The organism is Halovenus rubra (genome assembly GCF_026586665.1).
Taxonomy (GTDB): domain Archaea; phylum Halobacteriota; class Halobacteria; order Halobacteriales; family Haloarculaceae; genus Halovenus; species Halovenus rubra.
This window is the reverse complement of the sequence record NZ_JAODIY010000009.1, coordinates 173,932-200,229: the sequence shown is the minus strand read 5'-3', so window position 1 is coordinate 200,229 and position 26,298 is coordinate 173,932. Positions and strand designations below refer to the sequence as shown.

Below are 26,298 nucleotides of genomic sequence, written 5' to 3'. Positions count from 1 at the left end.
AGAGAGGAGTCCCGTAATACCGCAGGAAGGGTATAAAAAGCACCCACGATATCTGTGGTATACACTGGTTGGTAACGCGATGAGACATACAGGTATGAGCCAGACACCGCGTGCGAGGCCGAAACAACCTCACGGGGCAGATACAGAGACGATAATCAGCGAACCAACTGAGGTCGAGGCGCTGCTTGGAGCGCTCGAAGATGAAGACTGTCGTGCAATTCTGGAAGCCACAGACGGAGAGTCACTTACCGCTAACGAACTCTCGGAGACGTGTGAGTTGGCGTTGTCGACTGCGTACAGAAAGCTCGAACTGCTGACCGAGACTGGACTCCTTGAGGAGCAACTTCGGCTTTCACGGAATGGCAAGCACACCAGCGAATATGTTCGGTCAGTCGACGATGTGCACGTCTCTCTCGAAGGTGATATTCAGCTTTCTATCATGCACGATAACCCAACAGAGTCTGGGCAGTCCATTCTGGCTGGCGCTGACTAACCAGTCAGTATTGTAACAACGTTGATTGTTATTGGAAGTTGTGAGGCTAAAACCCCGCCCTTCAGGGCGGGGAGGATGTCAATCTGTCCAGCGTGCATCGGCGAGTGTCCGCTGTACGGCGTGTTCACCGACAGCCTCTGCCAGTGTCTCGTACCCAGTTCGCTCCTGTGTCTCAGTTGCGTTGGCCACCAACCGTGAAACAATAAACTCGGGCGTCGACCGGCCGACTGATTCGAACCGTGGCTGGTAGTCTACTTCGAGTTCGAGGCTGGGGGTCAGCCCTTCCGCGAAGATGCCGTCTGTCCGAGCCTCTTTTGGCAACGGTTCGAGGTCATCTGCGAGGTGTGTCACGAAAATTCCCATCGCATCGCGCTCGACTGTCAGGCGGACCAACCCGTGCAAGAGATCCGCTGCGCTACCGGGTTCAGTAATTGCCTCAAACTCATCGACGAGCATCAGTGTTCGTCCTGACTCGGTCAACGGAGGGACGACAGACCGGAGCGTCGACTCCAACACGCCGGCGTTGAAACTCGCGTGTCGTCGATGGAATACAATCGTATCGACAAGCGATAACTCTGCCTCATCAGCGGGGACTGGCAACCCCATCTGTGCGAGAAGTTGGACCTGACAGAGCGTCTCCAACAGCGTTGTCTTTCCGCCGCTGTTCGCGCCAGTAAGGACGGTTACCCGGTGGTCCGTTGGTGGGGCATTGCTGCCGTCAACACTCAAACTGTGCTCACCAACCGCGTACGTTACTGGTTGGACACTCTCGCCAGCATCCTCAAGAAAAACATTCCGTGCGTTGACAACACCGGTGGCTTTTTCTCCGTGAAAAGTCGGTCTCGTCAGGTCAAAGGCTAGCCCAAATCGTGCTAATGAGACAGAAAAGGCAATAGACTCGACAGCAGTGATTGCTGCTGTAATTTCGTCATCGGCCGAATCGAGTGTGTCTTCAAACTCTGTTCGCACCGCTTTCTCACGCTCGTCGACAGCCTCCCGTAGTTCGTCGGCAACGGTTCGTAACGTTTCGGTGACAAACCCTCGTGCATCCGCCGCCTCCGTGGGGACGGCCTCCCTGAGACGAGCCAGCTCTAGACCGGTTTCGTCGGCAAGATACCGGGTGAGCTCTTCTCTGAGTTCATGTGCCTCGCGTGCGCCGGACTGAACCGACTCTAGAACCGAATCAGGCGTCGCCCTGAGATCTTCGATAGCACCCAGTTGTTGCCGTTGGTCATCGAGTTGCTGGTCTGCTCCGTCGCTGACACCACTATCTGCGCTTTCGAGTCCGGCAAGTGCACTCGCTGCGTCTGATAAAAGCGGATCGTCCAATTCGTCGACTGCGTCGAAGATACCCGATTCAAGCCCCAAGTCGCTAAGCTCCAGTGCGGCCTCGACGGTTGCGCGTTTTCCGGTCTGCTCATCGAGTGCGTCGAACACGTCGAGGACGGCATCTCGCTCCTGCTTGGAGAGGTCTTGCCAGCTCTCACGCGCTTTGTCCACATCATCGAGTCGGTGCTCGATTTCGTCGGCAGTATCAAGCGGCGTCAGGATGCGGATCTTATCTGCCGCGTTTCCCGTGACAGCATATCTGCTAATTGTCTCCAGTAACTCCTTGTAGACGTTACGCGTATCACGGGTCCCGAGGACGTCTAATGCATCACCACCACTTGCGTGTCTGAGAATACGAGTCGCACGGCCCCCAGACAGCCCTGCGTCGGTCAATGCCCGAACGTCACCACACTCGATGGCATCGATAGCGGCCGCTTCGCCAAGGTTCTCGACCAGTTGTTCGCGCGTCTTCGGGCCGATTCCCCAGTAATCCTCCAGTCGCATCGAGTATGCGGTATCAGGCCACGGCCTTAGCTGTTTCTTCGTGTGATGGCTTACCAGAACGACCGCGTTCTGGCGTACTCTCTCTCGCGTGAGAGAATGTCGCGGTAGAAGTCATCCTCATCTTCCCGAAGTTTGTTGATGATTCTGGCCGCGTTGCGCGGGCCGACGCCTCGTGCTGCAAGCGCAATAACAGCCTGTTTTCCATGACTCTGAACCAAACTTGCTGCCTTGTAGGCGCGTTCTGTCTGCTTTTGTTCTTCATCGCTTTTGTCCGTGGCACGAACAGCACTCACGGTCTCGTCGTCCCATGGGTTCAGAGCAGTAACTCTAGTTGAGTTACACTCGGGGCAATTCGGTTGTTCAGACACACGCTTGACCGACGTCTTTCGTTTCCAGTCGGTACAGTGGAGACAAAAGAGAATGACCCGGTCGTTTTGAATACGCTCTTTGACCGTCTCGATAACGCTTGCATCCGCATTTTCGGGCGTCAACAGTTCGGTTCCGGAATCTCTGCCACCAGACCCAACTGGTGTATGACCTGAGACCGTCTCAATCTCGATATCACCCGCCTGAACTGCTTCGAGGATGGTACCGGCATCATCGACTGCTAGTTCCTCATGAAAGATCTCTCTGATAGCCTCGTCGTACACCGGGGTTCCTTCGAGAGCCTGCAAAAGTCGGTTCTTCCCAAAGCGAGCGTTTGCGCTTCCGCGCCACCGCTTGAGCGCGCCGAAGCTTGTCGCCACCTGTGCAAGTTTGAATTTAAGTGAGTCGGCGTTTTTCAGGCTCAGCTCGATAATACTCCTGACGTGGTCGGGGTCGGTGTCCCGAATGATACTGACGACATCGTTTGCCCGAACACCACGTGGCACCGTCAACTCGATACGGTACGGATCAGTTTCCAGTCCGACACTGGAGCCGGTCTGCTGACCAAGGAGAGCAGAGACGAGTCGTCCAAGCGTCTCGTTGGTCTGGTGCCCGAAACACGCGTTAATAACGACTGTGCCATTACCAGATTCGACCAGAAGTTGGTCATCCGTTGTGACTGGGTATCCCTCGTCACTGTGGTCAGCAAGAGTCTCCAGTCCCGTCGCAATCGTTTCAGTGTCGACCTCGTACCGCTTGTTGAGAGACCGAGCAACCGAGGTAGTATCCCCACCGGCCGCTAGCTGGCTCCCTGCGACACCTCGAAGCTCTCCCAAGTCCTGTGCGACAACCTGTGGGACTGGGATTTCTTGGCCTGTCCAAGACGGAACCTCGCCAGCAGGATCTTCGATTGGTGAGACCGTTACGACTTCATCTTCTTCATCGAGTTCAGTGATTCGCCACATCTCGCCGCGCTGGATGAACACCTCGCCGAGCGACGCGAAATTGACGACGAACCGTTCATCGAGCGTTCCAACTTGAGACCCGCTCGCGACGTCTTCGACATCGTACGTCGCCTCGTCAGGTATCATCGAGAGATTCTGGTAGAAGTACTGCCATGTCCCCCGGCGCTTTTCGAGCCTGTCGGCGTCTTCTTCGAGCCAGACCACATTATTGCTCGCCAACTCACGGACAACCGCTTTGAACTGCTCCTCGGCGAGTTCTGTGAACGGATACGCTCGTGTGACAATATCGTAGGCTCGTGGCGCGGATAGTTCCCCAAAATCCATCGCTAACCCCGCTATCTGATTGGCCACTGTGTCGAGACTTCCGTGGTGAATCGGGGCTGGCTCGACAGCACCGTTTTTGGCCCGATGGGCGATGACCAGAGACTCCATCACATCATCGGGGTTGCTGGTAATAATCGTTCCCGAGGAGATATCTCCCTCTCGGTGGCCCGCCCGCCCGATTCGCTGGAGTAGTCGGGCCACCTGTCTCGGACTGTTGTACTGAATGACGTGGTCAACATGTCCGACGTCGATACCGAGTTCCATCGAAGAGGTACAGAGAAGTCCATCAATTTCGCCGTTCTTGAATGCCGACTCGACATCAATCCGAGTCTCCTTCGCGAGTGAGCCGTGGTGGATACCAATACGTGTACCCAACTCCTTTAGACGCGAGCCAAGCGCCTCTGCGGTCTGTCTCGTATTCACAAAGGCAAGTGTCGCCTCGTTTTCGGCAACAAGTTCGTCAATTTTTCTGACGTGGCTGGCGACTGTTGGGTCTGTCATCAACTCGCTTGCAAGCTGTTCGTCTTCGGCACGTACCTCGGGAGCCTGCACAGACACATCGAGCGCGCTTCCAACATCGACCTCGATAACACGCCACTGGCGGTTGCCCGTGAGCAACTTACCGATCTGGTCTGGGTCATGCACAGTCGCCGAGAGGCCGATACGCTGAAAAGAGTCAGACAGCTCGCGGAGCCGTTCGAGACCAATTGAGAGCTGCGCTCCGCGTTTCGAAACCGCGAGCTCGTGGATTTCGTCGATGACAACATGGTCGACATCTTCGAGTGCGCGGCGGAGTTTCTTTCCGGTCAGCATTGCCTGTAACGTCTCCGGCGTTGTCACCATAACGTCGGGCGGGTCGTTTGCCTGCTTTTGGCGTTGATAATCCGTTGTGTCGCCGTGGCGAACGTCGATTTCGACGCCGAGTGTTTGGCCCCACCATTCCAACCGCTCACGCATATCACGGTTGAGCGCGCGGAGCGGAGTGATATACAGCGCACCAATCCCAAACCGGTTCTCACCAGACAGTGCATCGAAGACAGGCAACATTGCTGTCTCGGTCTTACCGCTGCCGGTTGGGGCGACGACGACGACATTTTCGCCGTTTGCAATCGGGCCAATAGCACGCCGCTGGGGTTCTGTGGGGGAGTCAAACCCTTGTTCGGAGAGCGCCTCGCGAACATCCCGACCCAGTGCGGTGAAGGCGGCCGGGCCAGTGACGGCCTCGTCTGTCATCGAAACCGGGTACGTGTCTCATCTGATTAAGCCCGTCGGACACAGTGACTACGAGAACGACGTCTTTACTGTCCGGTCGCAACGTTGGCGTTCGCCTCGATATTATCCCACACTTCAGTCATACGCTCGCCGGTGTATTCAATGAGTTCATCAACCGCTTTGCCCTGTTCTTCTGGACAGCAGCCAAGGTCACGGATTGCTTTCGTCGCGGAGAAGTGATGGACGTGCACTTTCTCATCGTCCGATTTCTCGTAGACGACAGTCGTACACGGTAACAATCCGCCGAGCCTGTGATCGAGTTCCAGCGCATCACGAGCGATTTTTGGATGGCAGACGACGAGCAGTGCGGTCCGCGAAACCTCCTCGCCAAGCATCCCTTCAATCATCCGGTCGAGGCGGGTGACTTTCACTGTCTCGAAATCCGCCAGTTCGTGTTCCAACTGAACGAACGGGACGGCGTCCTCGAACGGCATATCGAGGGTCGTGTGGAGAGCTTCTTCGGCTGTCGGCGTCGTGGCCTGGCTCATACGAGTGCACTCAGAAGCCACTTGTGATAAGTGTACTGCCGGCGGCACCGTCTGCCTGACTGTAGGGAACAAAACGTAGAAGAAAGCGGCGTCCCGAACGTAGGTATGAGCTACGAGCAGAGTCTGCAGCTCGCTGATTCTCTCCCGTCGAGTTTACCGCCGCTAACTGTTGATATCGACGGCACGCTGACCGACGACACTCGTGCAGTTGACCCACGTGTCTTTCCAGTCCTGCAGGCTTGGCCGGCACCAGTCGTCATCGCCACTGGCAAGGCGATGCCGTATCCAGTCGCTCTGTGTGAGTTTCTTGGCCTCGAAGTGCGAGTTATCGCTGAAAACGGCGGTGTCGTCATTTCTGGACGTGATGAAGAGATTAGCTATCCAGCAGATCCAAACGCCGCTCAAGCAGTAGCGACAGCGTACCGCAAGCGCGGGTACGATATCGGCTGGGGGGCGGCAAATCTTGTAAACAGATGGCGCGAGACCGAACTAGCAGTCAGCCTTGACTCGCCACTGGACCCGCTCGAAGAGCTCGCTGCCGAGCATGGACTGACAGTTGTCGACACCGGCTACGCGTATCATGTTCATGCCACAGACGTTGATAAGGGAGTCGGACTCCGGCAGATGGCAACGAATCTCGGGCATGACCCCGGCACGTTTGCGTTTATCGGTGACTCGCCGAACGATATACCCGGTTTCGACGTCGCCGGTCGCTCTGTGACCGTTGCTAACTCACCTGCGGTGGTCAAGCAAAGCGCCGAGTACGTCACAGACGCGTCCTACGGCAGTGGATTCCTCGAAGCTGTCAAATGGCTCTGTAAGCAGTATGAGTGATATTCGGTTGTTTCTCTGTTGGAACAGGCTCAGTGAGTATCCGAGCTGAGTCAACAGCACAGAGTAGTTAGCAATTGCACAGCACACTGCTTTGTGGGTCGGTTGTGCTGTCTGTACGAAACACAGGTCCGGGGAAAGCTTTTGTCCAGTGCAGTGTAACCCTCGCGTATGAGCCCTGAGAAGGCCGCCCTCAGGCGAGCAGTTGAACAGGGGGAACATGAGGGTGGCAGCGTCGAGTTCAAGGAACGGCTCACCAAAGACCTCCATCTCGCGGATGGGAGACGCGAGAGTTTGGTAGCACAACTCCGTCACCGTATTCTGTCGGGAGACGGCGAGGCAACGTATGTTGTCGGTATCACTGATGCTGGCGGAATCACCGGTATTCCTCCTGAAGAGTTCTCTGAGTCGATGGATGTGCTTTCCTTGCTCGTTGACGAGGCGGGCGCGCACATAGAGGACGTGGAGACGTGGGGAGAAGACGAAACTGGGGAGCCAGACCAAATCGTCGGGTTGGCATCAATCCGAGAGGGGCCAGTGATGAACAGCAACGATGAGCATATCGTCGTTGGCACAGCAGGGCACGTCGACCACGGCAAGTCGACGCTCGTTGGCTCACTCGTGACAGGGCAACCAGATGACGGTGAAGGTGGTACACGGAGCTTCCTGGATGTCCAGCCCCACGAAGTCGAACGTGGCCTCTCTGCGGACCTCTCCTATGGCGTCTACGGATTTGACGACGATGGCGCACTACGGATGGATAACCCTCACCGAAAAGGTGACCGTGCACGGATTGTCGAAGAGGCAGATCGACTCGTCTCTTTTGTCGATACGGTTGGACACGAGCCATGGCTTCGGACGACAATCAGAGGTCTCGTCGGTCAGAAACTGGATTACGGGCTGCTCACAGTTGCAGCCGACGATGGCCCGACAGAGACGGCTCGTGAACACCTAGGTATCCTTCTGGCAACAGAGCTCCCGACAGTCGTTGCGATAACGAAATCTGATCTCGTGAGTGAGGCGACGCTCGAACAGGTCAACCGAGACGTTGAGAGTCTGCTCCGCGATGTGGGGAAGACACCATTACAGGTCAAACGCCACGGAGTCCAGACCGCTATCGATGAGATTGATGAGACCGTTGTTCCGATTGTAACAACGAGTGCAGTCACACAGGAGGGACTTGCTGTTCTTGATGAGTTTTTCGAACACTTGCCAAAGACTGGTGCAGACCAAGACGACGAGCAATTCCAGATGTACGTCGACCGAACGTACAACGTTACTGGTGTTGGACCAGTCGCCTCGGGAACCATCAAATCCGGGACAGTCGAAGCAGGCGATGAACTATTGCTTGGGCCGATGGCCAATGGACAGTTCCGTTCCGTCGAGGTTCGCAGCATCGAGATGCACTACCACCGAGTCGACGAAGCCTCCGCAGGACGTATTGTCGGCATTGCACTCAAAAACGTCGCCGAAGCTGACATTGAGCGAGGGATGGCTCTTGTTCCAAAGGACGCTGACCCCAAGCCTGTCCGCGAATTCGAGGCGGATGTGATGGTTCTGAACCACCCGACACGCATCGATGAGGGGTACGAGCCGGTTGTCCACCTCGAAACGGTCAGTGAGGCAGCAGTCATCACCCCGACAGATGGACAGTTGCTTCCCGGAGACTCCGGCACAGCAACGATTCGGTTCAAGTTCAGTCCGTATCTTGTCGAAGAGGGACAACAATTCATCTTCCGGGAGGGACACAGCAAGGGTGTTGGCTCAGTCAGGTCGCTTGACCTTGGTAAGTGATTGTCCTGCGTTGATGGGAAACACTCAACAGCAGTGGTGATGAACTGATTACTGCATGACAGAAAATACCACTCTATCGCGGTTCAAACAGGCCGAATACACCGGCGAAAACCGCTGTCTGCCGTGTACAGCAGTAAATACCGTGATTGGAGCCTTTGCAGCAGCCGTTGTCGGTGCTGGAGTGACCATATCTGCTTCACTACTCTATGGGACACTCGTTGGTGGGTCTGTATTCATCGCCTCGCTGCTAGCCATTTATTTTCGAGGGTATCTCGTTCCGAAAACTCCCGAGTTGACAAAGCAGTACCTGCCACGGTGGGCGCTTTCTCTGTTCGGCAAAGAACCAGTTGTGGAGGACTCTCCAATTGTATCTATCGACCCTGAAGAGGAGTTACTGCGTGCGGGAGCACTCAAAGAGTGTGACGACAGCGACGACCTCTGTCTTACGGAATCGTTTCGGACCGACTGGGACCGTGAGATACGGAAGGTACGTGAAAATGATGCAGGCAGGGAACAGCTGCTCGAACTGTTAGACGTCGCTGACAAACGTGTCGAGTTCAGAGAACACGGAGACGCATTTCAGGCCTACGTTGAGGAGACACCGGTCGGCAGGTGGGAGTCCGAAGCCGCCTATCTGGCAGATGCTGGGGGCGCAATAGCATTAGAAAAGTTCCACCGAAACTGGGCAACACTGACAGTCGAGGCAAAGAGTGACCTGCTTAGCGGGTTGCGGCTATTCATCAAGGACTGTCCAGCCTGTGGAGGGAGTCCGTCGTTTTCCAGTGATTCTCGTGAGTCCTGTTGTTCACAGTACGAGGTCGCCGCTGTTTCCTGTCCGGACTGTGATGCCAGACTCTTTGAAACACGTGTTTAAACTACGTCTCGGAAGTTTCTGACGCAGGAACGTCACCAATCGAGGGGAGATCTGTCCGGTCAAGCACACTCTGCTGGTCAGGTGGGATGTCACGACTTTCGAACACTGCAAGCCCATCTTGATACGTGCGTTTATCCCGATCTCCACAGGGGTCGTATCGGAGAACCAGCTCTGCAATCCCCGTTTCTTCGCCGGTGAACTGAAATCCAGCCTTATAACAGGCTCTATATGCGAGTGGGTTGTTTACCGCGATGAGGATTGTCTCAAAACGGTCGGTTTCGAGAACAGCAGCGGTAAACCGCAATAATTGGGTCCCTATACCCTGTCCTTTGTGGCTGTCTCGGACAGTAACGTACCGGAGATGACCCGTGGTTGCGGTATTGTAATCGGCATTAAATGCGATAGCTCCGAGTATTTTGTCGTCCTCGGTAACGACACTTTTGCCAGTATTCGACATCACAAACTTGCCAGCGTAGGCAAACTCGCGGTAATCCAGTTTCAGTGTCGGGCCATCCGGCGGGTATCCCAGTATAGTGTACTCCATCAAATCGCTCTACTCTCTCACGTTAGGTCAACGCTGGTAAAAAACGGGGGATTTTGGATGCAATCTGGCGTCTTAGTTGTTTGTGAGTGGGTGCTGGGCAGTGTGACGGCCCGTTATCGGCGGTCATCGAGTTCGAACGCTACCGACGACTGAATCCAAGCTTGATGATTTTCCCGATCGTAAATAACGTACTCTTCGTCGCCGATATTGAGTTCGGCGTACCGGTTTTCTTCGTTGTCGACAGCCGGTGCGTTCGTATCGTCTGTAGTGTTCGTACTCATGATTTTTTTCGGCCAACGGGCCGACTTTGCCTCCAATTACTGGTTAGGATTCATGTCATTAAAACCCTCTTGCCAAATTATCATGCCTGAAAACAACTCTGATTTGACCTTTTCGTATCGGTAATATACGAACATTTTGTTTTATATCGTGATAATTTTGGCGGAGTCCGGCGGTTTTTCGAGTTGGCACGATTGAGACGGCGACATCGGACAGCGGAACTTCGTCATGGGTTTATCAGAGGGTCCAGAACCCAGAGATATGGATACGACGCTGTTGCTCGCCCATACGATATCACCGGATTGGTCCCGTGATCTCGTCTCAGAACTGAAGACACGGCTTCCAGAGGGACTCATCGAGAACGCAACAACACCAGCAGAGACGACTGAGAAGGTTGTCGAGGCAGATATACTCGTCGTCGGTCGTCTGCAAAACGAATGGCTTGCGCAGGCACAAGAGCTAACTCTAGTACAGTCTCTGTGGGCTGGTGTTGATATGTATCCTCTGGACCGTATTGACGAAGCTGGCGTCGCCATGGCAAACGCCTCCGGAGTTCATGCAAAACCAATTGCCGAACACGTCCTCGGTTATATGCTCCAGTTCGAGCGCGGACTGACGCAGGCTGTGAAAAACCGTCGACGCGGTGTCTGGGAACATATCTCTGGAGGAGAGTTAGGAACCAAAACGGTTGGCATCATTGGTGTGGGAGAAATCGGCTCCCGTGTCTCAGAGCTGGCAACTGCGTTCGGTATGGAAACAGTCGGAACAAAGCGCGATACATCGAGTGCGCCGGCGAGTATCGATACTATCTTTCCCGCCTCAGAGTACCAGACGGTTCTCCAACAATCGGACTACCTTGTGCTATCTTGCCCGCTCACCGAGACAACCGAAGGGCTTCTTGGGGTCGATGAGTTTCGGATGCTAAACCGGGACGCAACAGTTATCAACGTAGCACGTGGCGAAATCATTGACCAGACCGCGCTTGTTCGCGCGCTCCGGTCTGGGATGATTCAAGGGGCAGCACTTGATGTCTTCGAGCAAGAGCCATTGCCCCCAGAGTCCCCACTATGGGACCTTTCGAATGTCATCGTGACACCGCATATGGCCTGGCGAAGCCCCCAGACGACTCAGCGCTGGGCTGACCTCCTCGTAGAAAATTACAGAGCTGTCGCGTCGAAAGAGACGGACTCTATTGTCAACCGCGTTCTGTGATTATCGTGCTGTCTCTATACTCTCGGCGAGTGCTTTGATACCTGCAGTAATTTCGTCTTGTTTGACGTACGTAAACGACAATCGTAACGAATTGCTCCCGCCGTCATCTGGATAGAACAGCGGGCCTGGCAGATATGTCACACCAGTTTCAGCTGCTGGTTCAAGCATCGACTGAGAATCAATTCCTTCCGGCAACTCGACCCAAATAAAGAATCCACCAGTGGGGTCAGTCCACGTCACATCTGCTGGCATCTGTCGGTCGAGTTCGGCGAGCATATGATCTCGCTTTGCCCTGTACGTCTCCCGAATCTCGGGAAGTAAGTCATCGAAATAACCAGCCTCGCAGTATTTCCCGAGGACACCTTCAATAAGAGTGTTTGTTCCGCCAGAGGCGACTGACCGTGCCGCTGTTCGAATCTTCGAAGGGGCAGTGAGCCACCCCATTCTGATACCAGGTGCGACAGTCTTCGCGAACGAGCCAACACGGATGACACGCTCAGAGGTATCGAGCGTCGCTATTGGTGGCGGTGCTTGCTCATCAAGCCACAGGTCGCTGTATGCGCCGTCTTCGAGAATTCCGAACTCATACTCCGTGGCCAGCTCTAGCAGTCGCTCTCGACGCTCCCGCGAGAGCGTGGTTCCGGTTGGGTTGTGAAAATCTGGGATTGTATAGAGGAGTTTCGGCGACTCTTGGCCGGCTGTTTGTCGGGTTTCGAGTAGGTCGGCCAAGGCCTCGACATCCATTCCATCGTCGTCGACTGGCACACCGACAATATTGACTCCAAAGTTCCGGAAGACACCGAGGACACCCATAAATGTCGGTTTCTCCACAATCAGTGTGTCTCCGGGCTCTAAAAACGCTCGACAAACGGTATCGATAGCATCTGTGGCTCCGTTCGTGACAAGCAACTCGTGTGTCTCAAAATCGATTCCGCGCTCTCGCTCTTGTTCTTTGAGGAACGATGTCAGTGATTCCTGATAGTCACCGCCACCGTACTGAAGAGCGTCGTCCCCCTCGTCAGCGAGAACTGTCTTGAGAGAAGTATGTAATTTATCTTCAGGGAACAGGTCCGGATCCGGAAACCCAAAGCTCAACGAAACAGCGTCGTCGGTTGCAATGTTGCGCCAACTCCCATACGCAGAGTGATCCATGGCCTCTCGGACAGAATCCGTAAGTAGGTGTTCCAACGATGTAGATGAATTTTTATCTGACATATGATAGTGTACTACAGTATGAGTGTTACGTGGATTAAAGCGTACCGACACTAACTATCCTCTGGAATGTGCGTTGGTCAACTGACCGCCAGTTGGCCTTGACCTAACACCGCTACTTAACCCAGTTTATGACAGCCCGGTCCTGTGTGTCGCTCACATTAATCACGCAGGACTTTACTGTGTGCCTCTATTAGTACTGCTGTGACTGAAGATTCTGGGCGACGTAATCTTCGTATGCCCAACGACGACGAGTTGTTCGCTGTCGTGACCCGACACGACGGCGGCAACCACGTACGCGTACAGTGTGAGGACGGTGAGGACCGCTTGGGGCGGATTCCGGGTCGAATGAAATACCGGACTTGGATTGAAGAGGGTGACGTTGTTCTGGTTGAGCCTTGGGACTGGCAAGACGAGAAAGCCAACATTGAATGGCGTTACACTAATCAAGATGCCGACCAGCTCCGTGAAGAAGGCCATATCGAGTAACTGGCACCCGCCGATGTGTCTGTTGTACTGACGACTAACAACTCTCGTTGTTGAGTGTACTGACCGTTAGCAACTTTTTGTGAGATGTCCAAGCACTGCTCTGTACAGAGCAGCCGCTCAGAACTGTTGTAAGTAGAAGAATCGGTCAGCCACTGTCAAAGACAGTAGCTAACCGTAGTGAGATTCGAATCCTCGTTTAGAGGCGAACGACGTTCTTCGCGCGAGGTCCTTTCGGGGCCTGCTCGATGTCGAATTCGATTTCGGTGCCTTCAGTTAGGTCTTCACCGCCAACGTCCTCCATGTGGAAGAAAACGTCTTCGTCTGCGTCGTCTGTCTCGATGAAACCGTAACCGCCTGTGTCGTTGAAGAAATCAACCTTACCGTTTGCCATTGCAATAGTGTGGAGAGGAGGTATACGGTTAAACGTGTCGAAGCAGTACCCGCAACAAGGATTTTGAAACACTTGTTGGAATCTTTGCTGTTCTGGCAAACATGTGGCTGTATACAACCCTAATATGAATATTTCTGTTGGTTACTGTTCTAATATCGATCTCAGTATAAGAATCAAAACGCTGAGAAACGCTCACACGAGGTATTCGACAACATGGTTCCAGAGAACTGTTGACGAACTGCACCAATAACAGTCGTTGTCGAACGTGATGCCCTATGCAGAGCGTAACTCGGCCTGTTTGACAGGAATCGGTGATAAATACTTTTCGTACAGGGGTAATCAGAGCTACATAATGAGTCCGCGCCACGAACATGATGGGGATGAATACGACCTTGCCAGACCAGCAATCGCTACAGAGGAGTTGACCAAACAGTACGGCGATACAGTTGCTGTCTCGGACCTCGACATCGCTATTTCTCAGGGGACCGTCTACGGATTTCTCGGTCCGAATGGAGCTGGCAAAACAACGACCATCGAAATGCTGACGACGCTACTTTCGCCAACTGCTGGGAAAGCCCATGTGATGGGTGTCCCGGTTACTAATCGTGAACGAGTCAAACAACACATTGGCTATCTGCCACACGAACCGCCCGTCTATGAAACCTTTACCGCACGCGAGCAGCTCGCATACGCTGCCGATATCCGCAACCTCGATGTATCGACCTCCGACGAACGAATTGACCAGCTACTGGAACGTATCGGCCTGCTCGATGCAGCGGGAGACCGCATCGCTACCTACTCACAGGGGATGCGCCGGAAGGTCGGCCTTGTACAGGCTCTACTTCATGAGCCAGACGTTGCGTTTCTCGACGAGCCGACAAGTGGACTTGACCCACGTGCATCACGAACCGTTATCGACCTAGTTACCGAACAGGTACGGCAAGGAACAACCGTGTTTCTCTCTTCACATATTCTCTCCGTAGTCGAAGAACTCGCTGATACGGTTGGTGTCCTCTACGAAGGAGAGTTGGTTGCCGAGGACTCTCCGACCGAACTCGTCGACCGCACCGAGTCAGAAGATGGTCAGGGAACGCTCGAAGAGGCGTTTCTTGAGATTACGACCGACCGGGAGCACGTATGAACGGGCGAGGCAACGCCAACAGTCTCTTACAGGACCTGCTTGTAGGATGGTATATCGCCCGAGGGCAAGCAACCGACCTGTGGCGACGAAATGACTCTCGGCGACAGCGTGTCATCTACGGCCTGCTCGCGTTACTGGTCTTTCCGACAGTGTTGCTTTTGATTCGTGGTGGGCATAGCCTCGGCGTTCGTTCACGAACCGGTATCGACATCGAGATTATCGCAGTCACACGCAATCTCCTGGTGCCGGGACTAATCGCATTCGCAATTCTTGGCGGACTTGGTGGAGCACAGTCTCTCGCTCGGGACCCGGTACAATCGGTGTTGTTGACCAGTGCCCCGACCCGGGCAATCGTCGTCGGGAAATTCCTCTATTTTTTGGGCGTGTGGCTGACGCCGATGGGCTTTCTTTTTGTCCCCGTGCTCGCGTTCGCTATCGGTGCGCGTTCACCGCTGTTTCCGGTCGCCGTGTTTGTTTTCATAATCCCTGTACTCGTCTTGACGTTGCTTATCGGGCACACACTCGCGTATCTGCTCTGGGTAGGCATTGAGCAACTTGGGCTTCCTGAGTACGCTCGCCGTCTCCTCACAGCCTCTCTCTCGTTGCTCTTGTTTGTACTTGCGCTCACCGGTGGCTTTCTCTCGGGACAAGCCAGCGCGACAGCAGACGAGCTACCGACCGCGGACCCGGTAACGCCGCTTGGCTGGTACGCTGACTTGCTGTTTGTGGGGTCACCACTCGGTGGATCACTAGGTATCAGACCGCTGTTTGCCGCTGCTCTTGTCCTTGTTTCGATTCCGCTCGTCTTTGCTGTTCAAGTTCGCATTGCGCCGAAATTCTGGTATGCTTCGCCATCCCGGTCGAGAGGTGTAGACGATAGTTCAGTCTCCGGTGACGCTCCCGACTTCGAGACGCCCCCGAGTGGAACAATCGGGAGACTGGGTGGGCTAACTGCTCGGTCACAACTCCTCCGAGTTGCACGCGGTTACGTCACCGGCGCACTTCGTCGCCCTGACCAGTACGTGTATCTGCTTTATTATAGTATGCCTATTTTGGCGGTGATACTGCCTGTTGCACTCGAATCACCAGCCGCGCTACCGCCTGCAATAGGAGCAACACTCGTTATTGGTGGCGTCTGGGTGGCCGGAGCACTCTTTTGTTTAAACCCGCTCGGAACCGAGGGTGCGATGTTGTCACAGCTAGTCTTGTCTAACACCCCAGGCAAGACCTTTGTCCATGCTAAACTCCTCATTGGGAGCTGTCTCGGTCTCGGGATAACGCTGTTTGGCATCGCGCTCTACGTCATAACTGGCCCGTTTGTCACGCCAGCGTTCGTACTGGTTGTGACACCACTTGTCGGAGGCGTGGTCATTGCCAGTAGCGCGTTCGCGCTTGGTATCGGGTCAGCCTTACCGAAGTTCGAAACCTCCGAGGTGTTCGACAGTGTCGAGACGTTAGTCCCCTCGGTCGTTGCTGCGCTGGTCCATGGAACCACGACGTTACTCTTGACCGGTACTGCTGTGGCACTTGCTGCACTCGTAACGGCCGCCGACAGCCCAGTCTCGCTTACAAAACAGGGACTCGCACTCGGAGTGTTCAGCCTCGTAGTTGTCGTCATTATCGACGGCTCGCGGCGGTATGCTGTTGCGAGACTGGAATCCTATGGTCGTGAACAGACTGGCGTCGGGCGGGTGTTTACAATCTATGCAGCTGCCATACTGTCGTTGATGGCTGTTGTTCTTGGCCAATCTGTCGGCCTTTCGGTTGCGCTAGTAGTCGGACTTGACCGACCTGTTGGACTGTTGCTTCCGATTTTATTTGTCGCTGAGTACGTCGGTTATGTACTCGTCGCACTCGGATTTCTCTACGTAACGCGGCGCGGCGTGGCATATCTCGACATCGCGTGGCCGTCAAAGCGAGATATCGGAATTATCGCTGGCGGGGTTCTCGCGTCGGTCGGTGTCTGGGTTCTTGCCTCGGTTCTCATCACGGGATTGGGATTACCTGTTGCTGACCACCCGCTTTTCAGTGCTGAGGACGGAGACCCATGGCTACTGCTGGTGCTTGTTCCGCTAATGCTTTTCGTGAACGCGCCGGTCGAGGAGTTGCTGTACCGTAACGTTATCCAGAAATACGTACAAGAGTGGTTCTCTCCGAGGATAGCAGTTGGGGTAGCAAGTGCAATCTTTGCGCTCGCACACCTTCCAGCGTACTTCGATAGCAACCTTCCTTCTGTTGCTGTTACACTCTCTTTGCTCTTTGTTATCTCCTGTCTCTGGGGTGTTATCTACGTCCGGACCGCCAGTGTTTTGATTGTCTCAGTGGTCCACGGTCTCTACAATGCCTTGCTTGTCAGCAGTTCATACATTATGACAGTTACATAAATCGCCTCGGCGTCAAGTTCCGTGCGTTCGCGTGGACTCTCGTTTTACCCCCCGTCAGTCCAGAAGAGAAGACCTCCCAGCTCACGTTCAGCGCCCTGTGGCATGCTCACAGACCCAAAGCGCTCGTTCACAGAGTCCGAGCACGGTTCTCTCGCTATTCAAGCACACATCCACGGGTGTGACTCCATTGTCTGCATTTTGGCAATGGTAACGAGACGTTCTGCGTCTCGTTTGCTCACCAGAAACATCTAATTTCTGGGGACGGCAGGGAGATTGCAAGCTGCTGTTCTTTGAGGCGTTGTACTCAGTGTGGGTTTCCTACCTGCCTGTCTGACACTGGGATCTGTCACCTGACCGACTGTCGTCGTAGTCAACGCCGCTTGGAGTCAGGCGTCGTCGGTATCCAGTGGTTGCCCTTCCTGGGTTGGGGGTGCAATGTGATCAATAACGTCCTCAACAGCGGGGTCAGAAACCGAAACGTGGACTGAAATTTCGCCAAGTTCGCCCGGTTCGTCTACCACAAAATTAACCACACCCTCGAAGGCAGCCTGTTTGTTCAATCGAAACGAGAACGAGTCGCCACGCTTGTTATCGAAAAAGACTCCCCTCGCTGTGTCGAGAATCTCGTGTCTGTGGAGCAGTTGCGAGAACTGTTCGAGATCGTGAACCGTTGCAGTGAGTTCCCCATGACGTTTTTCAGGGTCGGCCCCGGGGAAGATAGTCGAGATTGACTCCGCAATTCTGTCAGTTACTTCTGTGTCGTACACCGGTGCAGTGATTTCGACATCGATGCTGTGTATCATGAGTGTTCCTCGGTCAGAAGCGTGTGGATTCGGTCGTGGAACGCAACAAGACTTCCATCGTTTTCGATGACGAGGTCTGCCTGAGCCATCGCGTCGTCCATACCAAAGCCACGCTCGCGCTCGTCACGTTCAGCAAGTGATTCGCCGCCTTCCTCCGCGTTGGCATCTCTGCCACGAACTTCGAGGCGTTCTGCCCGCGTCTCAAAGGGTGCTTCGATACTTACCAGCGTGAACTCGTCCCCAAACGCTTCCGTGAAAGCAGCAACCTCGACATCAGAACGGATGCCGTCGACAACAACCGTCTCTGCTTTTTCGAGTTTGGATTCAATAATTGGAAGCGACCGTTCGGCGATTGCGTCAGGCCCATTTTCTTCACGGAGTGTCTTCGCAATCTCGCCGTGGTGAGTCGCGGGGTCAAGTCCCCGGTCGCGACACTCCTGACGAATCACATTTCCCATGGTAACGACTGGGACCCCCAAGTCGTCTGCGACCGTAGCAGCTTCGCTTTTTCCGCTTCCGGGCAACCCAACCGTTCCGATGACTGTCATCGCACAGTGGTTAGCTTACCCGCCAGATAAGCACTGCGAAGGCACTCTGTTCGTCACGCTTTCTCTCTCCATGGAACCACACCCGGCTTGCTGTGACCAATAGATTCAGGGAGTATGGACTAGTTGTGACGATATGGCACGTCTCCCTGATGCGGTCATCGGTGATGCGTATCGTAACTCGATTGCCTGGAAGACGCTTACGTCTCTGGTTGATATCGAGAACAGGATGGCAGGACAGGATGGTGAACGGGATGGGGCACAATGTATCGCATCGACGTTTGAGGAGGTCGGACTCCGTGATGTTGCTGTCGAGGAGTTCGAAGTCCCGGGCTGGTGGCGAGAAAGTTCCGCGCTTGGGCTGCCCGAGCAAGAACGGAGTTACGTTCAGCAACATCAGGTACTCTCACTTCCCGGGACGCCCAAAGGTGACCAGTCGGCCGAACTCGTCGATGTCGGTCACGGCACCCCAGCAGAGTTCGAGACAGCAGATCTCGATGGAGCGATTGCGATGGCATCAAGCAAGACTCCCGAAACTCATGACCGCTGGATTCATCGAAAAGAGAAGTACGAGGCAGCAGTTGAGGCTGGGGCAGTCGGGTTCGTATTCCGAAACCACGTCGAAGGCTGTCTTCCGCCGACAGGTGGAATCCATCAAGAAAATGGTCCAGGCGACATTCCGGCGGTCGGTGTTTCGCGGGAACTTGGCCACCGACTCGTCCGCCACTGTGAAGGCAAGCCCCTTAGGGCGACGCTGTCAGTGGACTGTCGCAACGAGAAGACGGCTTCTCGGAACGTCTCAGGCGTCCTCGGACCGGATACCGAACAACGACTCCTTGTCAGCGCACACCACGACGCCCACGATATCGCCGAAGGAGCCGAAGACAACGGCGCAGGCTCCGCGCTCGTCTGTGAAGTTGCACGGTTACTCTCACAAATTGAAGACGACCTCACTGTCGGCGTAGAATTCGTCACGTTCGGCGCAGAGGAAATCGGCCTACGCGGGTCCGCCCACATGGCGGACACGCGACCTCTCGACGACATCAAGGCAATCATCAACCTCGATGCGATTGGAGGCAGTCGGACGCTTGCTGTCGGAACGCACGGGTTCGACGAACTTACCTCAGCGTTCGAAGCCGTAAGCGAGTCACTAGAGACACCAATTGAAGTCGATGACGAGATTGTTCCACACAGCGACCACTGGCCGTTCGTCAAGAACGGCGTTCCCGGTTTGATGGCCCATTCTGCCTCTGATTCAGATGACAGGGGTTGGGGCCACACCCATGCAGACACCCTTGACAAACTGGATAAGCGAGATTTCCGTGACCTCGCCGTCCTCGTCGCGTCCGGCGTTGCCGAACTGGCAAGAGACAAACGAGAACCACAGCATGTCGACGCGAAAACAATCGAGGAGCGGGCCAAAGCACAGGGTCTCGATATTAGCTAAGCGAGTTGGAAACTGCCGAAACTCGTTATGCAGTTGTTATTTTTCTCCGGCCACCCCAGCCGCCCCAAGCAGAGGTATGAACGCGCACTGTTCGAGTGCGTTGTATCCCGATTGCACGGACTACTTTGAGAGCGCAGCAACGTAGTGGCTTGTCGACTCATCACCGTATCTGATGTCGTTAACTTCCCAGCAGGTACCGACCGTCGCCTCTTCGATTCTATTCGGGCTGAACAGCCGAAACAGGAGGATACCACTCGTTGTTCCGGCGTAGGCAAAGGTCATAACACGAAAGGCAAGCCCTGGAGCCGGGTCAGGTCGGTAGCCGAGCAGTTCAGAGACTCCTTTGCGCTTGGGGTCAATACAGTCCACGAGAGCAGTTGCGCCAGGTTGAGTTACGTACGCCAAGTCCGACAAAAACGTGCGGAGACCGTCCATCGACCCAGCGAGTCCGACCTGCGTCCCAAACGCGAGTGCAGAGCCAAACTGGTCGCGCTCGAAGTGGTCCTGAAGGTCAAACATATCTCCCTGGCAAGTGTGTTCGACGCCTCTAGCGTCCATTACGGCGACAAGGTCGTCGCTGACTTCGAGAGCGACGGTATCAAGCGTCTCTTGAAAGTACAACGCGTGTTTGCCAACGCCAGCACCCAAATCTAGTAGTGGCCCCTGAAGACGGGATTCGAGCCACCCTGCCCACTCGTGGTCGGCAGTAAACTCTCCGAAGTAGAACTCTTCAATTGGGTGTTCGATAACTTCCTCACCGTCTCGCTGTTGCAGCGGTTCCTCGCGTTCGTCGCGGTAGTGGTCGCGGAGTGCACGACCAAACGGGTCAGATGACATCCAAAAACCACTTTTCGTGGGACCTGAATAAAACAGAGGGTGGTATGAGTTGAAGTTACATACCTAATACAGTCGAAAGCTCCGGTCGTCGCCTGCCCAAGTTATGAGCTATTGCGTGTCTTATTACAGGTCGCGTTGGTCTCTGTGTATTAGGTTCCTTCACTCAGTGGGATAAGCATGAGCGTTGTGTCCACTCAAGAAGTTATACAACGGGCCAGAGACGTTCTCGACAACTGTCCGGTAGGTAGTCAGTACAGGCCAAACACACACCGCAACGAGTGGCAATTCATCTAACAGCCATCAATAACGCAGTGAACCACGCAGACCGCGTAGTCAACAGCAGTAGTCGATACGGTCCTCCCCTGAGTACCGAGCCCACCGGTTCACTGGTCTTAGATATTAGTAGCGCGCTTTCGGGTGGGGCCACGCAGACCACGCTATGCCTCACTTTCCAATCCGAATTTGAACACAGCGTGTGAACGTTTCCCTATATTTATATGCTTTCTAAAGCCAGTGAGTGATAGAGTGGGATTCCTACAGAAAATTATAGAAAACCGTGTCACCCTTCAAGAGATGGCGGTGGCCTCGGTCCAGCAAAGCCGGATAGCTGGACCCAAGTCAACTCTTCTTGGGGTTGCGGGGCTCGGATTTGCTTGGTATATGCTTCCGGGCGTTTTGATGCTTCCGTTTATGTTCATCTGGGGAATGGAACGGTGGCAGTACGACACGATAGTGACGTGGGCCCACGTCATCTCAGCGTCCATTATCGTCACCTGGTACACACGCATCATCGGGAGAAAATTTCGCTCCCTTCTCGCCAACCCAATTGGGGGTCGAACGGTAGTGAGCAGTGTCGCTACAGGAATCGTACTTGCTGGTGTTGGTGAGTTGCTGTGGGGAGCGAGTCTTGTTGATGGTATAACAGTTATCGCGTTGCGATTCGACCCCGCAGTAAACTTCGGCACACCTGTTCTTTTTATTGGTGCAGTGGTGCTAACACCGCTGGTTCATGAAGCGTTTTTCCGTGGCGTCTTGCAGGAACACGCGAGAACCTCGCTGTCAGCGGGTGGAGCAATACTGGTTTCGGGCACAGCCTTCGCTTTGCTGTATGCCTCGTTATTCTACATTGGAGGAGCTACGTCGATGGTCGTGACGATTCTTTTTCTTTTTCCTCAGGGGTGTCTGTTCGGGTATCTGTACCAGCACCATAACACGATATTAGCACCAGCAATCGCTCATGCACTGGTCAATCTATACGCTTTTAGCTCTCTTTTGCTTTGAGCTAGTGTCTCATACAAAAACCATCGTTTTATTTTCATATCACCAGATGATAAAGACAAGATCAGCACTCACCTCCTGTTAGCTTTCTATCGTTCGCTGACTGCACTGACACACAGAGAGTTTACCCACTGGATATAGCGCACAATTCCAGTCAGAATAATAATGGCTATTATCAACGACCGGCTGTCGAATCCGTGTTTTGATATTTAACCAACAGTATACTTAGACTCCGGGCACGCACGTGTTTCGGACAGTCCCGTACACTTGTTGTGGGAGTTGTTGAAATTGCTCTCTAATAGGACCCAGTACAATGACAGCGTCTTCTACGCTAAATATCTCCGTTCCGGATATCGGCGATTCGTTGGCGACTGTACAGCCGTTCGTCTTGATCAAAGATGTCGGAGAATAGCTGTTTTGCAGCACGCTCGGTCTTTGCGAGGTTGATAATCGGGCCTTGATACATCCCGCCTGCCCGGTAGACTTCTCCGTTCTTGACCGCGCTAAGTTGGTTCGCTACGTTATGACCTTGGAGGAAGCTTAGGTACGTCTCACGGAATTCCGAGCGTGTCCAATACTTGTCAGTGTAGAACATCATTATCTCTGGATCGATCTCGACTAGTGTCTCGTAATCGATGGTGCCGCGGTCGGAGGTGAAACTCTGGATGTTTGAATCTTCAAACGCATCGCTCACACCGAGGTCATGCCAGTGTTTGTATGCAGTCGTATCCCCGAGTCGGTAGGGATAGTATTTTTTCGGTTCGGCTGATGCTGGGGAGAGCAGCGCGATATCCGGACGATCGCTCTCGGGTGGCAGTCGTTCCTGTATGCCTGAAATGGTCTCGTTGTGGAGCCTCTGAAGCGCTTCAAAGCGGTCCATTCGCTGGAATACTTGTGCGACTTTCTCGGTGGCTTCGTACAGCGAGTAATATGGATAGTCCTCGTGCCACGGATACGTCGAGAAGTTCGTATTGCCACAGAAAGGAGAAACACGATCAGCCATCTCCGTAACATCCGCACGCTTCCAGTTGGGGATGAGATTAATCATATAGTTCGGGTCGATAAAGTGTACGCCTGCGTCAATATCCAAGAAAGTCTCCTTAGAGATGCCATCCTGCCAGAGCGAAGTCATATCTTCCTTGTCTGTAGAGAGAGACGGAATGTCTTCGTATGCCCACGTCCGATACTCTCCCGTGAGGACGACTGCGCTTGGCTTTTCCAAGCCAAGTGCGACACCCATGTCTCCCCAACTGGCGTTTTCTGCGACCCACGTTTCGGGGACAGACTCAAAGCTTACTTCGCCGACCGGTACTGTCGACACGGAGTAGGAACCATCTTCGGTCGGCGTCTCAGTTGATGTGTCGGTTGTCCTCGTCGTGGTCGGCGTAGAATCTGTCTCTGTTGTCGTGGACTGGAAGTCATCTCCGTCAATACAACCAGCAAGCAACCCGCTACCGACGAGTGCGCCACCGTACTTTATGTAATCTCGTCGTGTGGGCCCCTCAAAATCACTGGAATCGTCTTGCATACTTTTAGGCCATCCTAAACACGCAAGAATGTGTTGGATCCTATCTAACTCCGTTTAAATCCTCAAAGAGCTCGCACCGCGTCTGCATGTTTTCGCGCTCTGTCCGCTTTTCGTAGTGCTGTTTAACTGTGTCTCTGGAAACGTTCACTCGATTGGTAATGACTGCCTCGGGTGTCCCGTCCCGAAGTCGATTGTCATTGATCCGCGTTGCATCACGTGGGGCGGTTGAGACGATAGGCAGCCACTCATCTGCGTGTACTCCATCCACTCGCACGATTCTGGGTCCCTGTCGTGTGGGCACTCTTAAATCATACAGGGCCTGGTCCACTTGTAGGCCGTCTGGCGGATGGGGACCTCAGTAAGCCACCCCTGAGAGGTCGTAATAAGCGGCTTGCGGCCGTACTCGTCGGTCATATCGTGACGGTTACCCGCAGTCTAATCTTCGCGAATCTACGCGTGATGCGTACCGACCGCGACGAATTGCTCTGGAGAGAGCTTATGATTCAGCGGCGTCGCAGTCTCAGGTCGGTGTCTAATCGCGAGACACTGCTCGTCAGGGTCCACAACTCGACTGCTTTCTGTGGCAACATCGAATTGAGGCCGTCATCTGCCTCACCGCTCAGCTCCTGATGGCTGTGTTCCCGGCTCTACCCAGCGGTTTCTATTGTCCATGACGACCTCACTGCGGCTGGAAGAAGCGTCATCGGCTGCTGGCATATGGTGCTGTTCCACAAAAGCTATACTACCCACCTGTTGAGAGCCAATATGGAAGCCATAATAATAGTCCCCGTCTTGTTAGCTTTCGGTCTCCCTGGAGCCCTCTGGCCGTATAAGCTCTCACGACTCCAAGAGCAATTTGACAGCATTGGGAGCCGCCGATCGTGGTCAGAAGTTGAACCTGCGGACTGGAAAGTAGGCCTCACTCGAATACTGGGGATTGGAATGTCGGTCATTGGTGCCATCGGTGCCCTTAGCATGATTGTCGGCTGACGGCAATCAATAAATATCGTTCCCAGAGTGAGTATTCTTGTCACGCATCAAGCATGGCCTCCCATGCTTGGTGGCTCTGTTTCGTCGAAATGTCCGTCATCACAGTCTCCTCATGCGGTTCGTCGCGGTGCAATCATTCGTTGGCTTTCCTCGGACGTTCCTGAGCCAATCGTTGTGGCTAGAGGGAATCGATTTGATCGTTGACAGCATGATGACCTGTTCGCGGATCCCATCTTCGACGACGTCGATGCTGGCACGGAACTCCAAGAAATTTGGTAGTGTCTGGAGAATGCCGTCGAGCGTGACTTTCGAGACAGAGTCGTACTTATTATTCAAGTTCCGAACTACAGTTCTACAGATAACAGATGGTGTGTGCTGAATACAGGGAGTGTCTCTAATACACGCCGATCTGAAGTTCTCTAATTGTTCGATTCGAAACAGCCCCGAAACAAGATTATTAAAACAAGGAACATAACATCGTATGAAACTAATGCCCTTTTCGTTTGATACCACTTACAAAGATATAGACTCAGATCTTTATTCGAGAGTAACGCCCAAAAGTATCGCCAATCCCGAAATATTGGTTCGTAATGACCGACTGTGTGCTGATCTTGGATTGGATGCAGCGAAACTCGATGCTGACGTTCTCGCAGGCCAGAACCGCCTGGAAGAACCAATCGCCCAGGCGTATGCAGGCCACCAGTATGGGAGTTTTACTGTCTTGGGTGATGGGAGAGCGATAATTCTCGGCGAACATGTACACGATGATAATAGATACGACATTCAACTGAAGGGGTCCGGTCGAACACCGTACTCTGGACGAGGCGATGGCAACGCAACTGTCAGCTCGATGCTCAGAGAGTATCTGTATTCATATGCGATGCAAAACCTGCATATCAAAACATCGAGGAGTCTGGCAGTCGTCGAAACTGACGAAGCAGTTGAACGACGACGGACAGAACCTGGAGCCATCCTTGTTCGAGTGATGAACAGCCACATTCGGTACGGGACATTCCAGTATGTTGCAGGCAAAGCATCCGACGAGCTACAACGATTCACAGACTATGTTATTGACAGGCACTACCCACAGCTAGATGAAACGGATCGCACATACTTAGAGTTCTTCGATGCAGTCATACAGTCCTCGATTGAGATGGTCGTTGACTGGTTGCGTGTCGGATTCATCCATGGCGTGATGAATACGGACAATATGAGTGTCGATGGAGAAACATTTGATTACGGACCTTGCGCGTTCATGAATTATTATGATGAGGAGGCAGTCTTCAGTTCGATCGATAAGCACGGGCGCTATGCATTCGGAAACCAGCGACCCATCTTGCGATGGAATCTCGAACGGTTCGCAAAGGCACTTCAACCGCTGTGTACACAATCAGCGCTCACGTATGATGAACTGGAAAACAAGCTGGGCGAGTTTGAGGAACGATTTGATGCACAGTACTACACGATGATGCGGAAGAAACTGGGTATCGACTCAGATGGCTCCCGTGAGCTGGTCGATGAATTCTTAGCGTGGCTTCGCAGATCGAACGCAGACTACACCAATACGTTCCTAGAATTAGAGACGCCTGGTACGTTTGATGACTCAGTGTTTGCAACTGCAGAATTCGAACAGCTTCGCCATAAATTGGCTGCTGTCGGTTTAGATGAGGAGTTGATGCAAGAAGCCAATCCGCGGTATATCCCCCGCAACTATCTGGTTGAAGAGGCACTGGATGAGTATCTCGAAACTGGGAATCTATCCAAATTCGAGGAGTTGTTAACCGTGGTAGAAAATCCCTATACATCGAAAGATATGGATTCACAATTCCAGCAACCACCGCCACGAGAGTTCGATGCAGAGTATACGACATACTGTAATACTTGAATGTCATTAATATGATGAATGTCGGTTGTTGAAATACGGTTTCTTTATTCAGTCCGCGGCGTGATTTTTTTTCGTTCCAATTTCCCTGGTTCG

General features: G+C 53.7%; 24 protein-coding genes. 12 read left to right on the top strand and 12 right to left on the bottom strand.

What is annotated here, in order from left to right; translation table 11 throughout:
* The first annotated feature begins 94 nt into the window (after nucleotides 1–94).
* Nucleotides 95–493, top strand: coding sequence for a helix-turn-helix domain-containing protein (locus N5098_RS07945; RefSeq protein ID WP_267637232.1), 399 nt, complete (start codon nucleotides 95–97; stop codon nucleotides 491–493).
* Nucleotides 494–571: 78 nt separating this feature from the next.
* Here N5098_RS07945 and N5098_RS07940 read toward each other — a convergent pair whose 3' ends face one another.
* From N5098_RS07940 to N5098_RS07930, 3 genes are all read right to left on the bottom strand, one after another.
* On the bottom strand, nucleotides 572–2,326 hold the full coding sequence (locus tag N5098_RS07940; RefSeq protein ID WP_267637230.1) for a MutS-related protein: 1,755 nt from the start codon (nucleotides 2,324–2,326) through the stop codon (nucleotides 572–574).
* Between the two features lie 50 nt (nucleotides 2,327–2,376).
* Nucleotides 2,377–5,214 (bottom strand): DEAD/DEAH box helicase, encoded by a 2,838-nt coding sequence (locus N5098_RS07935; protein WP_267637229.1) that lies wholly within the window; start codon nucleotides 5,212–5,214, stop codon nucleotides 2,377–2,379.
* Between the two features lie 65 nt (nucleotides 5,215–5,279).
* Nucleotides 5,280–5,741 carry a DUF302 domain-containing protein gene (locus tag N5098_RS07930; RefSeq protein WP_267637228.1) on the bottom strand — a complete coding sequence of 154 codons (462 nt, stop codon included), beginning with the start codon at nucleotides 5,739–5,741 and terminating at the stop codon, nucleotides 5,280–5,282.
* 105 nt (nucleotides 5,742–5,846) lie between these two features.
* Here N5098_RS07930 and N5098_RS07925 point away from each other — a divergent pair, with 105 nt between their 5' ends.
* The 3 genes from N5098_RS07925 to N5098_RS07915 all read left to right on the top strand — a co-directional run bounded on the left by N5098_RS07925 (nucleotide 5,847) and on the right by N5098_RS07915 (nucleotide 9,240).
* Complete coding sequence (locus tag N5098_RS07925) at nucleotides 5,847–6,575, top strand: phosphoglycolate phosphatase (RefSeq protein WP_267637227.1); 729 nt, start codon at nucleotides 5,847–5,849, stop codon at nucleotides 6,573–6,575.
* 168 nt (nucleotides 6,576–6,743) lie between these two features.
* Nucleotides 6,744–8,366, top strand: a complete 1,623-nt coding sequence (locus N5098_RS07920) for a GTPBP1 family GTP-binding protein (RefSeq protein WP_267637226.1) — start codon at nucleotides 6,744–6,746, stop codon at nucleotides 8,364–8,366.
* Between the two features lie 55 nt (nucleotides 8,367–8,421).
* Nucleotides 8,422–9,240: a DUF8054 domain-containing protein gene (locus tag N5098_RS07915; RefSeq protein WP_267637225.1), complete on the top strand. Its 819-nt coding sequence runs from the start codon at nucleotides 8,422–8,424 to the stop codon at nucleotides 9,238–9,240.
* 1 nt (nucleotide 9,241) lies between these two features.
* On the opposite strand, the gene N5098_RS07910 is transcribed toward N5098_RS07915, so the two are convergent.
* Together N5098_RS07910 and N5098_RS07905 are read right to left on the bottom strand one after the other, a co-directional pair.
* On the bottom strand, nucleotides 9,242–9,784 hold the full coding sequence (locus N5098_RS07910) for a GNAT family N-acetyltransferase (RefSeq protein ID WP_267637224.1): 543 nt from the start codon (nucleotides 9,782–9,784) through the stop codon (nucleotides 9,242–9,244).
* Nucleotides 9,785–9,897: 113 nt separating this feature from the next.
* Entirely contained in the window at nucleotides 9,898–10,065 is a 168-nt protein-coding gene (locus N5098_RS07905; RefSeq protein WP_267637223.1) for a DUF7331 family protein, read from the bottom strand.
* 259 nt (nucleotides 10,066–10,324) lie between these two features.
* Here N5098_RS07905 and N5098_RS07900 point away from each other — a divergent pair, with 259 nt between their 5' ends.
* Nucleotides 10,325–11,275: a D-2-hydroxyacid dehydrogenase gene (locus tag N5098_RS07900; RefSeq protein ID WP_267637222.1), complete on the top strand. Its 951-nt coding sequence runs from the start codon at nucleotides 10,325–10,327 to the stop codon at nucleotides 11,273–11,275.
* Here the strand turns inward: N5098_RS07900 and N5098_RS07895 are convergent, their stop codons facing one another.
* Nucleotides 11,276–12,427: an aminotransferase-like domain-containing protein gene (locus N5098_RS07895; protein WP_267637221.1), complete on the bottom strand. Its 1,152-nt coding sequence runs from the start codon at nucleotides 12,425–12,427 to the stop codon at nucleotides 11,276–11,278.
* Between the two features lie 264 nt (nucleotides 12,428–12,691).
* Here N5098_RS07895 and eif1A point away from each other — a divergent pair, with 264 nt between their 5' ends.
* Entirely contained in the window at nucleotides 12,692–12,976 is a 285-nt protein-coding gene (gene eif1A, locus N5098_RS07890) for a translation initiation factor eIF-1A (protein WP_267637220.1), read from the top strand.
* Nucleotides 12,977–13,172: 196 nt separating this feature from the next.
* Here eif1A and N5098_RS07885 read toward each other — a convergent pair whose 3' ends face one another.
* The gene (locus tag N5098_RS07885; RefSeq protein ID WP_267637219.1) at nucleotides 13,173–13,367 is read right to left on the bottom strand and encodes a cold-shock protein; all 195 of its coding nucleotides are present in this window, start codon (nucleotides 13,365–13,367) and stop codon (nucleotides 13,173–13,175) included.
* Between the two features lie 352 nt (nucleotides 13,368–13,719).
* Here N5098_RS07885 and N5098_RS07880 point away from each other — a divergent pair, with 352 nt between their 5' ends.
* Entirely contained in the window at nucleotides 13,720–14,508 is a 789-nt protein-coding gene (locus tag N5098_RS07880; RefSeq protein WP_267637218.1) for an ABC transporter ATP-binding protein, read from the top strand.
* Nucleotides 14,505–16,892: a CPBP family intramembrane glutamic endopeptidase gene (locus N5098_RS07875; protein ID WP_267637217.1), complete on the top strand. Its 2,388-nt coding sequence runs from the start codon at nucleotides 14,505–14,507 to the stop codon at nucleotides 16,890–16,892. Before N5098_RS07880 ends, N5098_RS07875 begins: the two co-directional genes overlap by 4 nt.
* A 386-nt stretch (nucleotides 16,893–17,278) precedes the next feature.
* Here the strand turns inward: N5098_RS07875 and N5098_RS07870 are convergent, their stop codons facing one another.
* Together N5098_RS07870 and N5098_RS07865 are read right to left on the bottom strand one after the other, a co-directional pair.
* Nucleotides 17,279–17,695, bottom strand: coding sequence for an RNA-binding domain-containing protein (locus tag N5098_RS07870; protein WP_267637216.1), 417 nt, complete (start codon nucleotides 17,693–17,695; stop codon nucleotides 17,279–17,281).
* The gene (locus N5098_RS07865) at nucleotides 17,692–18,243 is read right to left on the bottom strand and encodes an AAA family ATPase (protein ID WP_267637215.1); all 552 of its coding nucleotides are present in this window, start codon (nucleotides 18,241–18,243) and stop codon (nucleotides 17,692–17,694) included. The genes N5098_RS07870 and N5098_RS07865 overlap by 4 nt, the downstream gene beginning before the upstream one ends.
* 133 nt (nucleotides 18,244–18,376) lie before the next feature.
* Here N5098_RS07865 and N5098_RS07860 point away from each other — a divergent pair, with 133 nt between their 5' ends.
* Nucleotides 18,377–19,687, top strand: coding sequence for a M28 family peptidase (locus tag N5098_RS07860; RefSeq protein ID WP_267637214.1), 1,311 nt, complete (start codon nucleotides 18,377–18,379; stop codon nucleotides 19,685–19,687).
* A gap of 120 nt (nucleotides 19,688–19,807) precedes the next feature.
* Here the strand turns inward: N5098_RS07860 and N5098_RS07855 are convergent, their stop codons facing one another.
* Nucleotides 19,808–20,524, bottom strand: coding sequence for a class I SAM-dependent methyltransferase (locus N5098_RS07855; RefSeq protein WP_267637213.1), 717 nt, complete (start codon nucleotides 20,522–20,524; stop codon nucleotides 19,808–19,810).
* A 525-nt stretch (nucleotides 20,525–21,049) separates the two neighbouring features.
* On the opposite strand from N5098_RS07855, the gene N5098_RS07850 reads away from it, so the two are divergent.
* Nucleotides 21,050–21,805 (top strand): CPBP family intramembrane glutamic endopeptidase, encoded by a 756-nt coding sequence (locus N5098_RS07850; RefSeq protein WP_267637212.1) that lies wholly within the window; start codon nucleotides 21,050–21,052, stop codon nucleotides 21,803–21,805.
* 328 nt (nucleotides 21,806–22,133) lie between these two features.
* Here N5098_RS07850 and N5098_RS07845 read toward each other — a convergent pair whose 3' ends face one another.
* A complete protein-coding gene (locus N5098_RS07845; protein WP_267637211.1) occupies nucleotides 22,134–23,330 on the bottom strand; it encodes an ABC transporter substrate-binding protein in 1,197 nt (398 codons plus the stop codon).
* 717 nt (nucleotides 23,331–24,047) lie between these two features.
* Between N5098_RS07845 and N5098_RS17770 the strand changes: the two genes are divergently transcribed.
* Nucleotides 24,048–24,320: a DUF6199 family natural product biosynthesis protein gene (locus N5098_RS17770; RefSeq protein WP_464379748.1), complete on the top strand. Its 273-nt coding sequence runs from the start codon at nucleotides 24,048–24,050 to the stop codon at nucleotides 24,318–24,320.
* Nucleotides 24,321–24,419: 99 nt separating this feature from the next.
* On the opposite strand, the gene N5098_RS07840 is transcribed toward N5098_RS17770, so the two are convergent.
* Nucleotides 24,420–24,656 carry a hypothetical protein gene (locus tag N5098_RS07840; protein WP_267637210.1) on the bottom strand — a complete coding sequence of 79 codons (237 nt, stop codon included), beginning with the start codon at nucleotides 24,654–24,656 and terminating at the stop codon, nucleotides 24,420–24,422.
* A gap of 145 nt (nucleotides 24,657–24,801) precedes the next feature.
* On the opposite strand from N5098_RS07840, the gene N5098_RS07835 reads away from it, so the two are divergent.
* The gene (locus N5098_RS07835; protein WP_368408003.1) at nucleotides 24,802–26,205 is read left to right on the top strand and encodes a protein adenylyltransferase SelO family protein; all 1,404 of its coding nucleotides are present in this window, start codon (nucleotides 24,802–24,804) and stop codon (nucleotides 26,203–26,205) included.
* Nucleotides 26,206–26,298: the final 93 nt, after the last annotated feature.

Bases quoted from the DNA above. Each gene is read 5' to 3' on its own strand.
- N5098_RS07945 (WP_267637232.1), top strand. From the start codon at position 95: ATGAGCCAGACACCGCGTGCGAGGCCGAAACAACCTCACGGGGCAGAT.
- N5098_RS07940 (WP_267637230.1), bottom strand. From the start codon at position 2,326: ATGCGACTGGAGGATTACTGGGGAATCGGCCCGAAGACGCGCGAACAA.
- N5098_RS07935 (WP_267637229.1), bottom strand. From the start codon at position 5,214: ATGACAGACGAGGCCGTCACTGGCCCGGCCGCCTTCACCGCACTGGGT.
- N5098_RS07930 (WP_267637228.1), bottom strand. From the start codon at position 5,741: ATGAGCCAGGCCACGACGCCGACAGCCGAAGAAGCTCTCCACACGACC.
- N5098_RS07925 (WP_267637227.1), top strand. From the start codon at position 5,847: ATGAGCTACGAGCAGAGTCTGCAGCTCGCTGATTCTCTCCCGTCGAGT.
- N5098_RS07920 (WP_267637226.1), top strand. From the start codon at position 6,744: ATGAGCCCTGAGAAGGCCGCCCTCAGGCGAGCAGTTGAACAGGGGGAA.
- N5098_RS07915 (WP_267637225.1), top strand. From the start codon at position 8,422: ATGACAGAAAATACCACTCTATCGCGGTTCAAACAGGCCGAATACACC.
- N5098_RS07910 (WP_267637224.1), bottom strand. From the start codon at position 9,784: ATGGAGTACACTATACTGGGATACCCGCCGGATGGCCCGACACTGAAA.
- N5098_RS07905 (WP_267637223.1), bottom strand. From the start codon at position 10,065: ATGAGTACGAACACTACAGACGATACGAACGCACCGGCTGTCGACAAC.
- N5098_RS07900 (WP_267637222.1), top strand. From the start codon at position 10,325: ATGGATACGACGCTGTTGCTCGCCCATACGATATCACCGGATTGGTCC.
- N5098_RS07895 (WP_267637221.1), bottom strand. From the start codon at position 12,427: ATGGATCACTCTGCGTATGGGAGTTGGCGCAACATTGCAACCGACGAC.
- N5098_RS07885 (WP_267637219.1), bottom strand. From the start codon at position 13,367: ATGGCAAACGGTAAGGTTGATTTCTTCAACGACACAGGCGGTTACGGT.
- N5098_RS07880 (WP_267637218.1), top strand. From the start codon at position 13,720: ATGAGTCCGCGCCACGAACATGATGGGGATGAATACGACCTTGCCAGA.
- N5098_RS07875 (WP_267637217.1), top strand. From the start codon at position 14,505: ATGAACGGGCGAGGCAACGCCAACAGTCTCTTACAGGACCTGCTTGTA.
- N5098_RS07870 (WP_267637216.1), bottom strand. From the start codon at position 17,695: ATGATACACAGCATCGATGTCGAAATCACTGCACCGGTGTACGACACA.
- N5098_RS07865 (WP_267637215.1), bottom strand. From the start codon at position 18,243: ATGACAGTCATCGGAACGGTTGGGTTGCCCGGAAGCGGAAAAAGCGAA.
- N5098_RS07860 (WP_267637214.1), top strand. From the start codon at position 18,377: ATGGCACGTCTCCCTGATGCGGTCATCGGTGATGCGTATCGTAACTCG.
- N5098_RS07855 (WP_267637213.1), bottom strand. From the start codon at position 20,524: ATGTCATCTGACCCGTTTGGTCGTGCACTCCGCGACCACTACCGCGAC.
- N5098_RS07845 (WP_267637211.1), bottom strand. From the start codon at position 23,330: ATGCAAGACGATTCCAGTGATTTTGAGGGGCCCACACGACGAGATTAC.
- N5098_RS17770 (WP_464379748.1), top strand. From the start codon at position 24,048: ATGGTGCTGTTCCACAAAAGCTATACTACCCACCTGTTGAGAGCCAAT.
- N5098_RS07835 (WP_368408003.1), top strand. From the start codon at position 24,802: ATGAAACTAATGCCCTTTTCGTTTGATACCACTTACAAAGATATAGAC.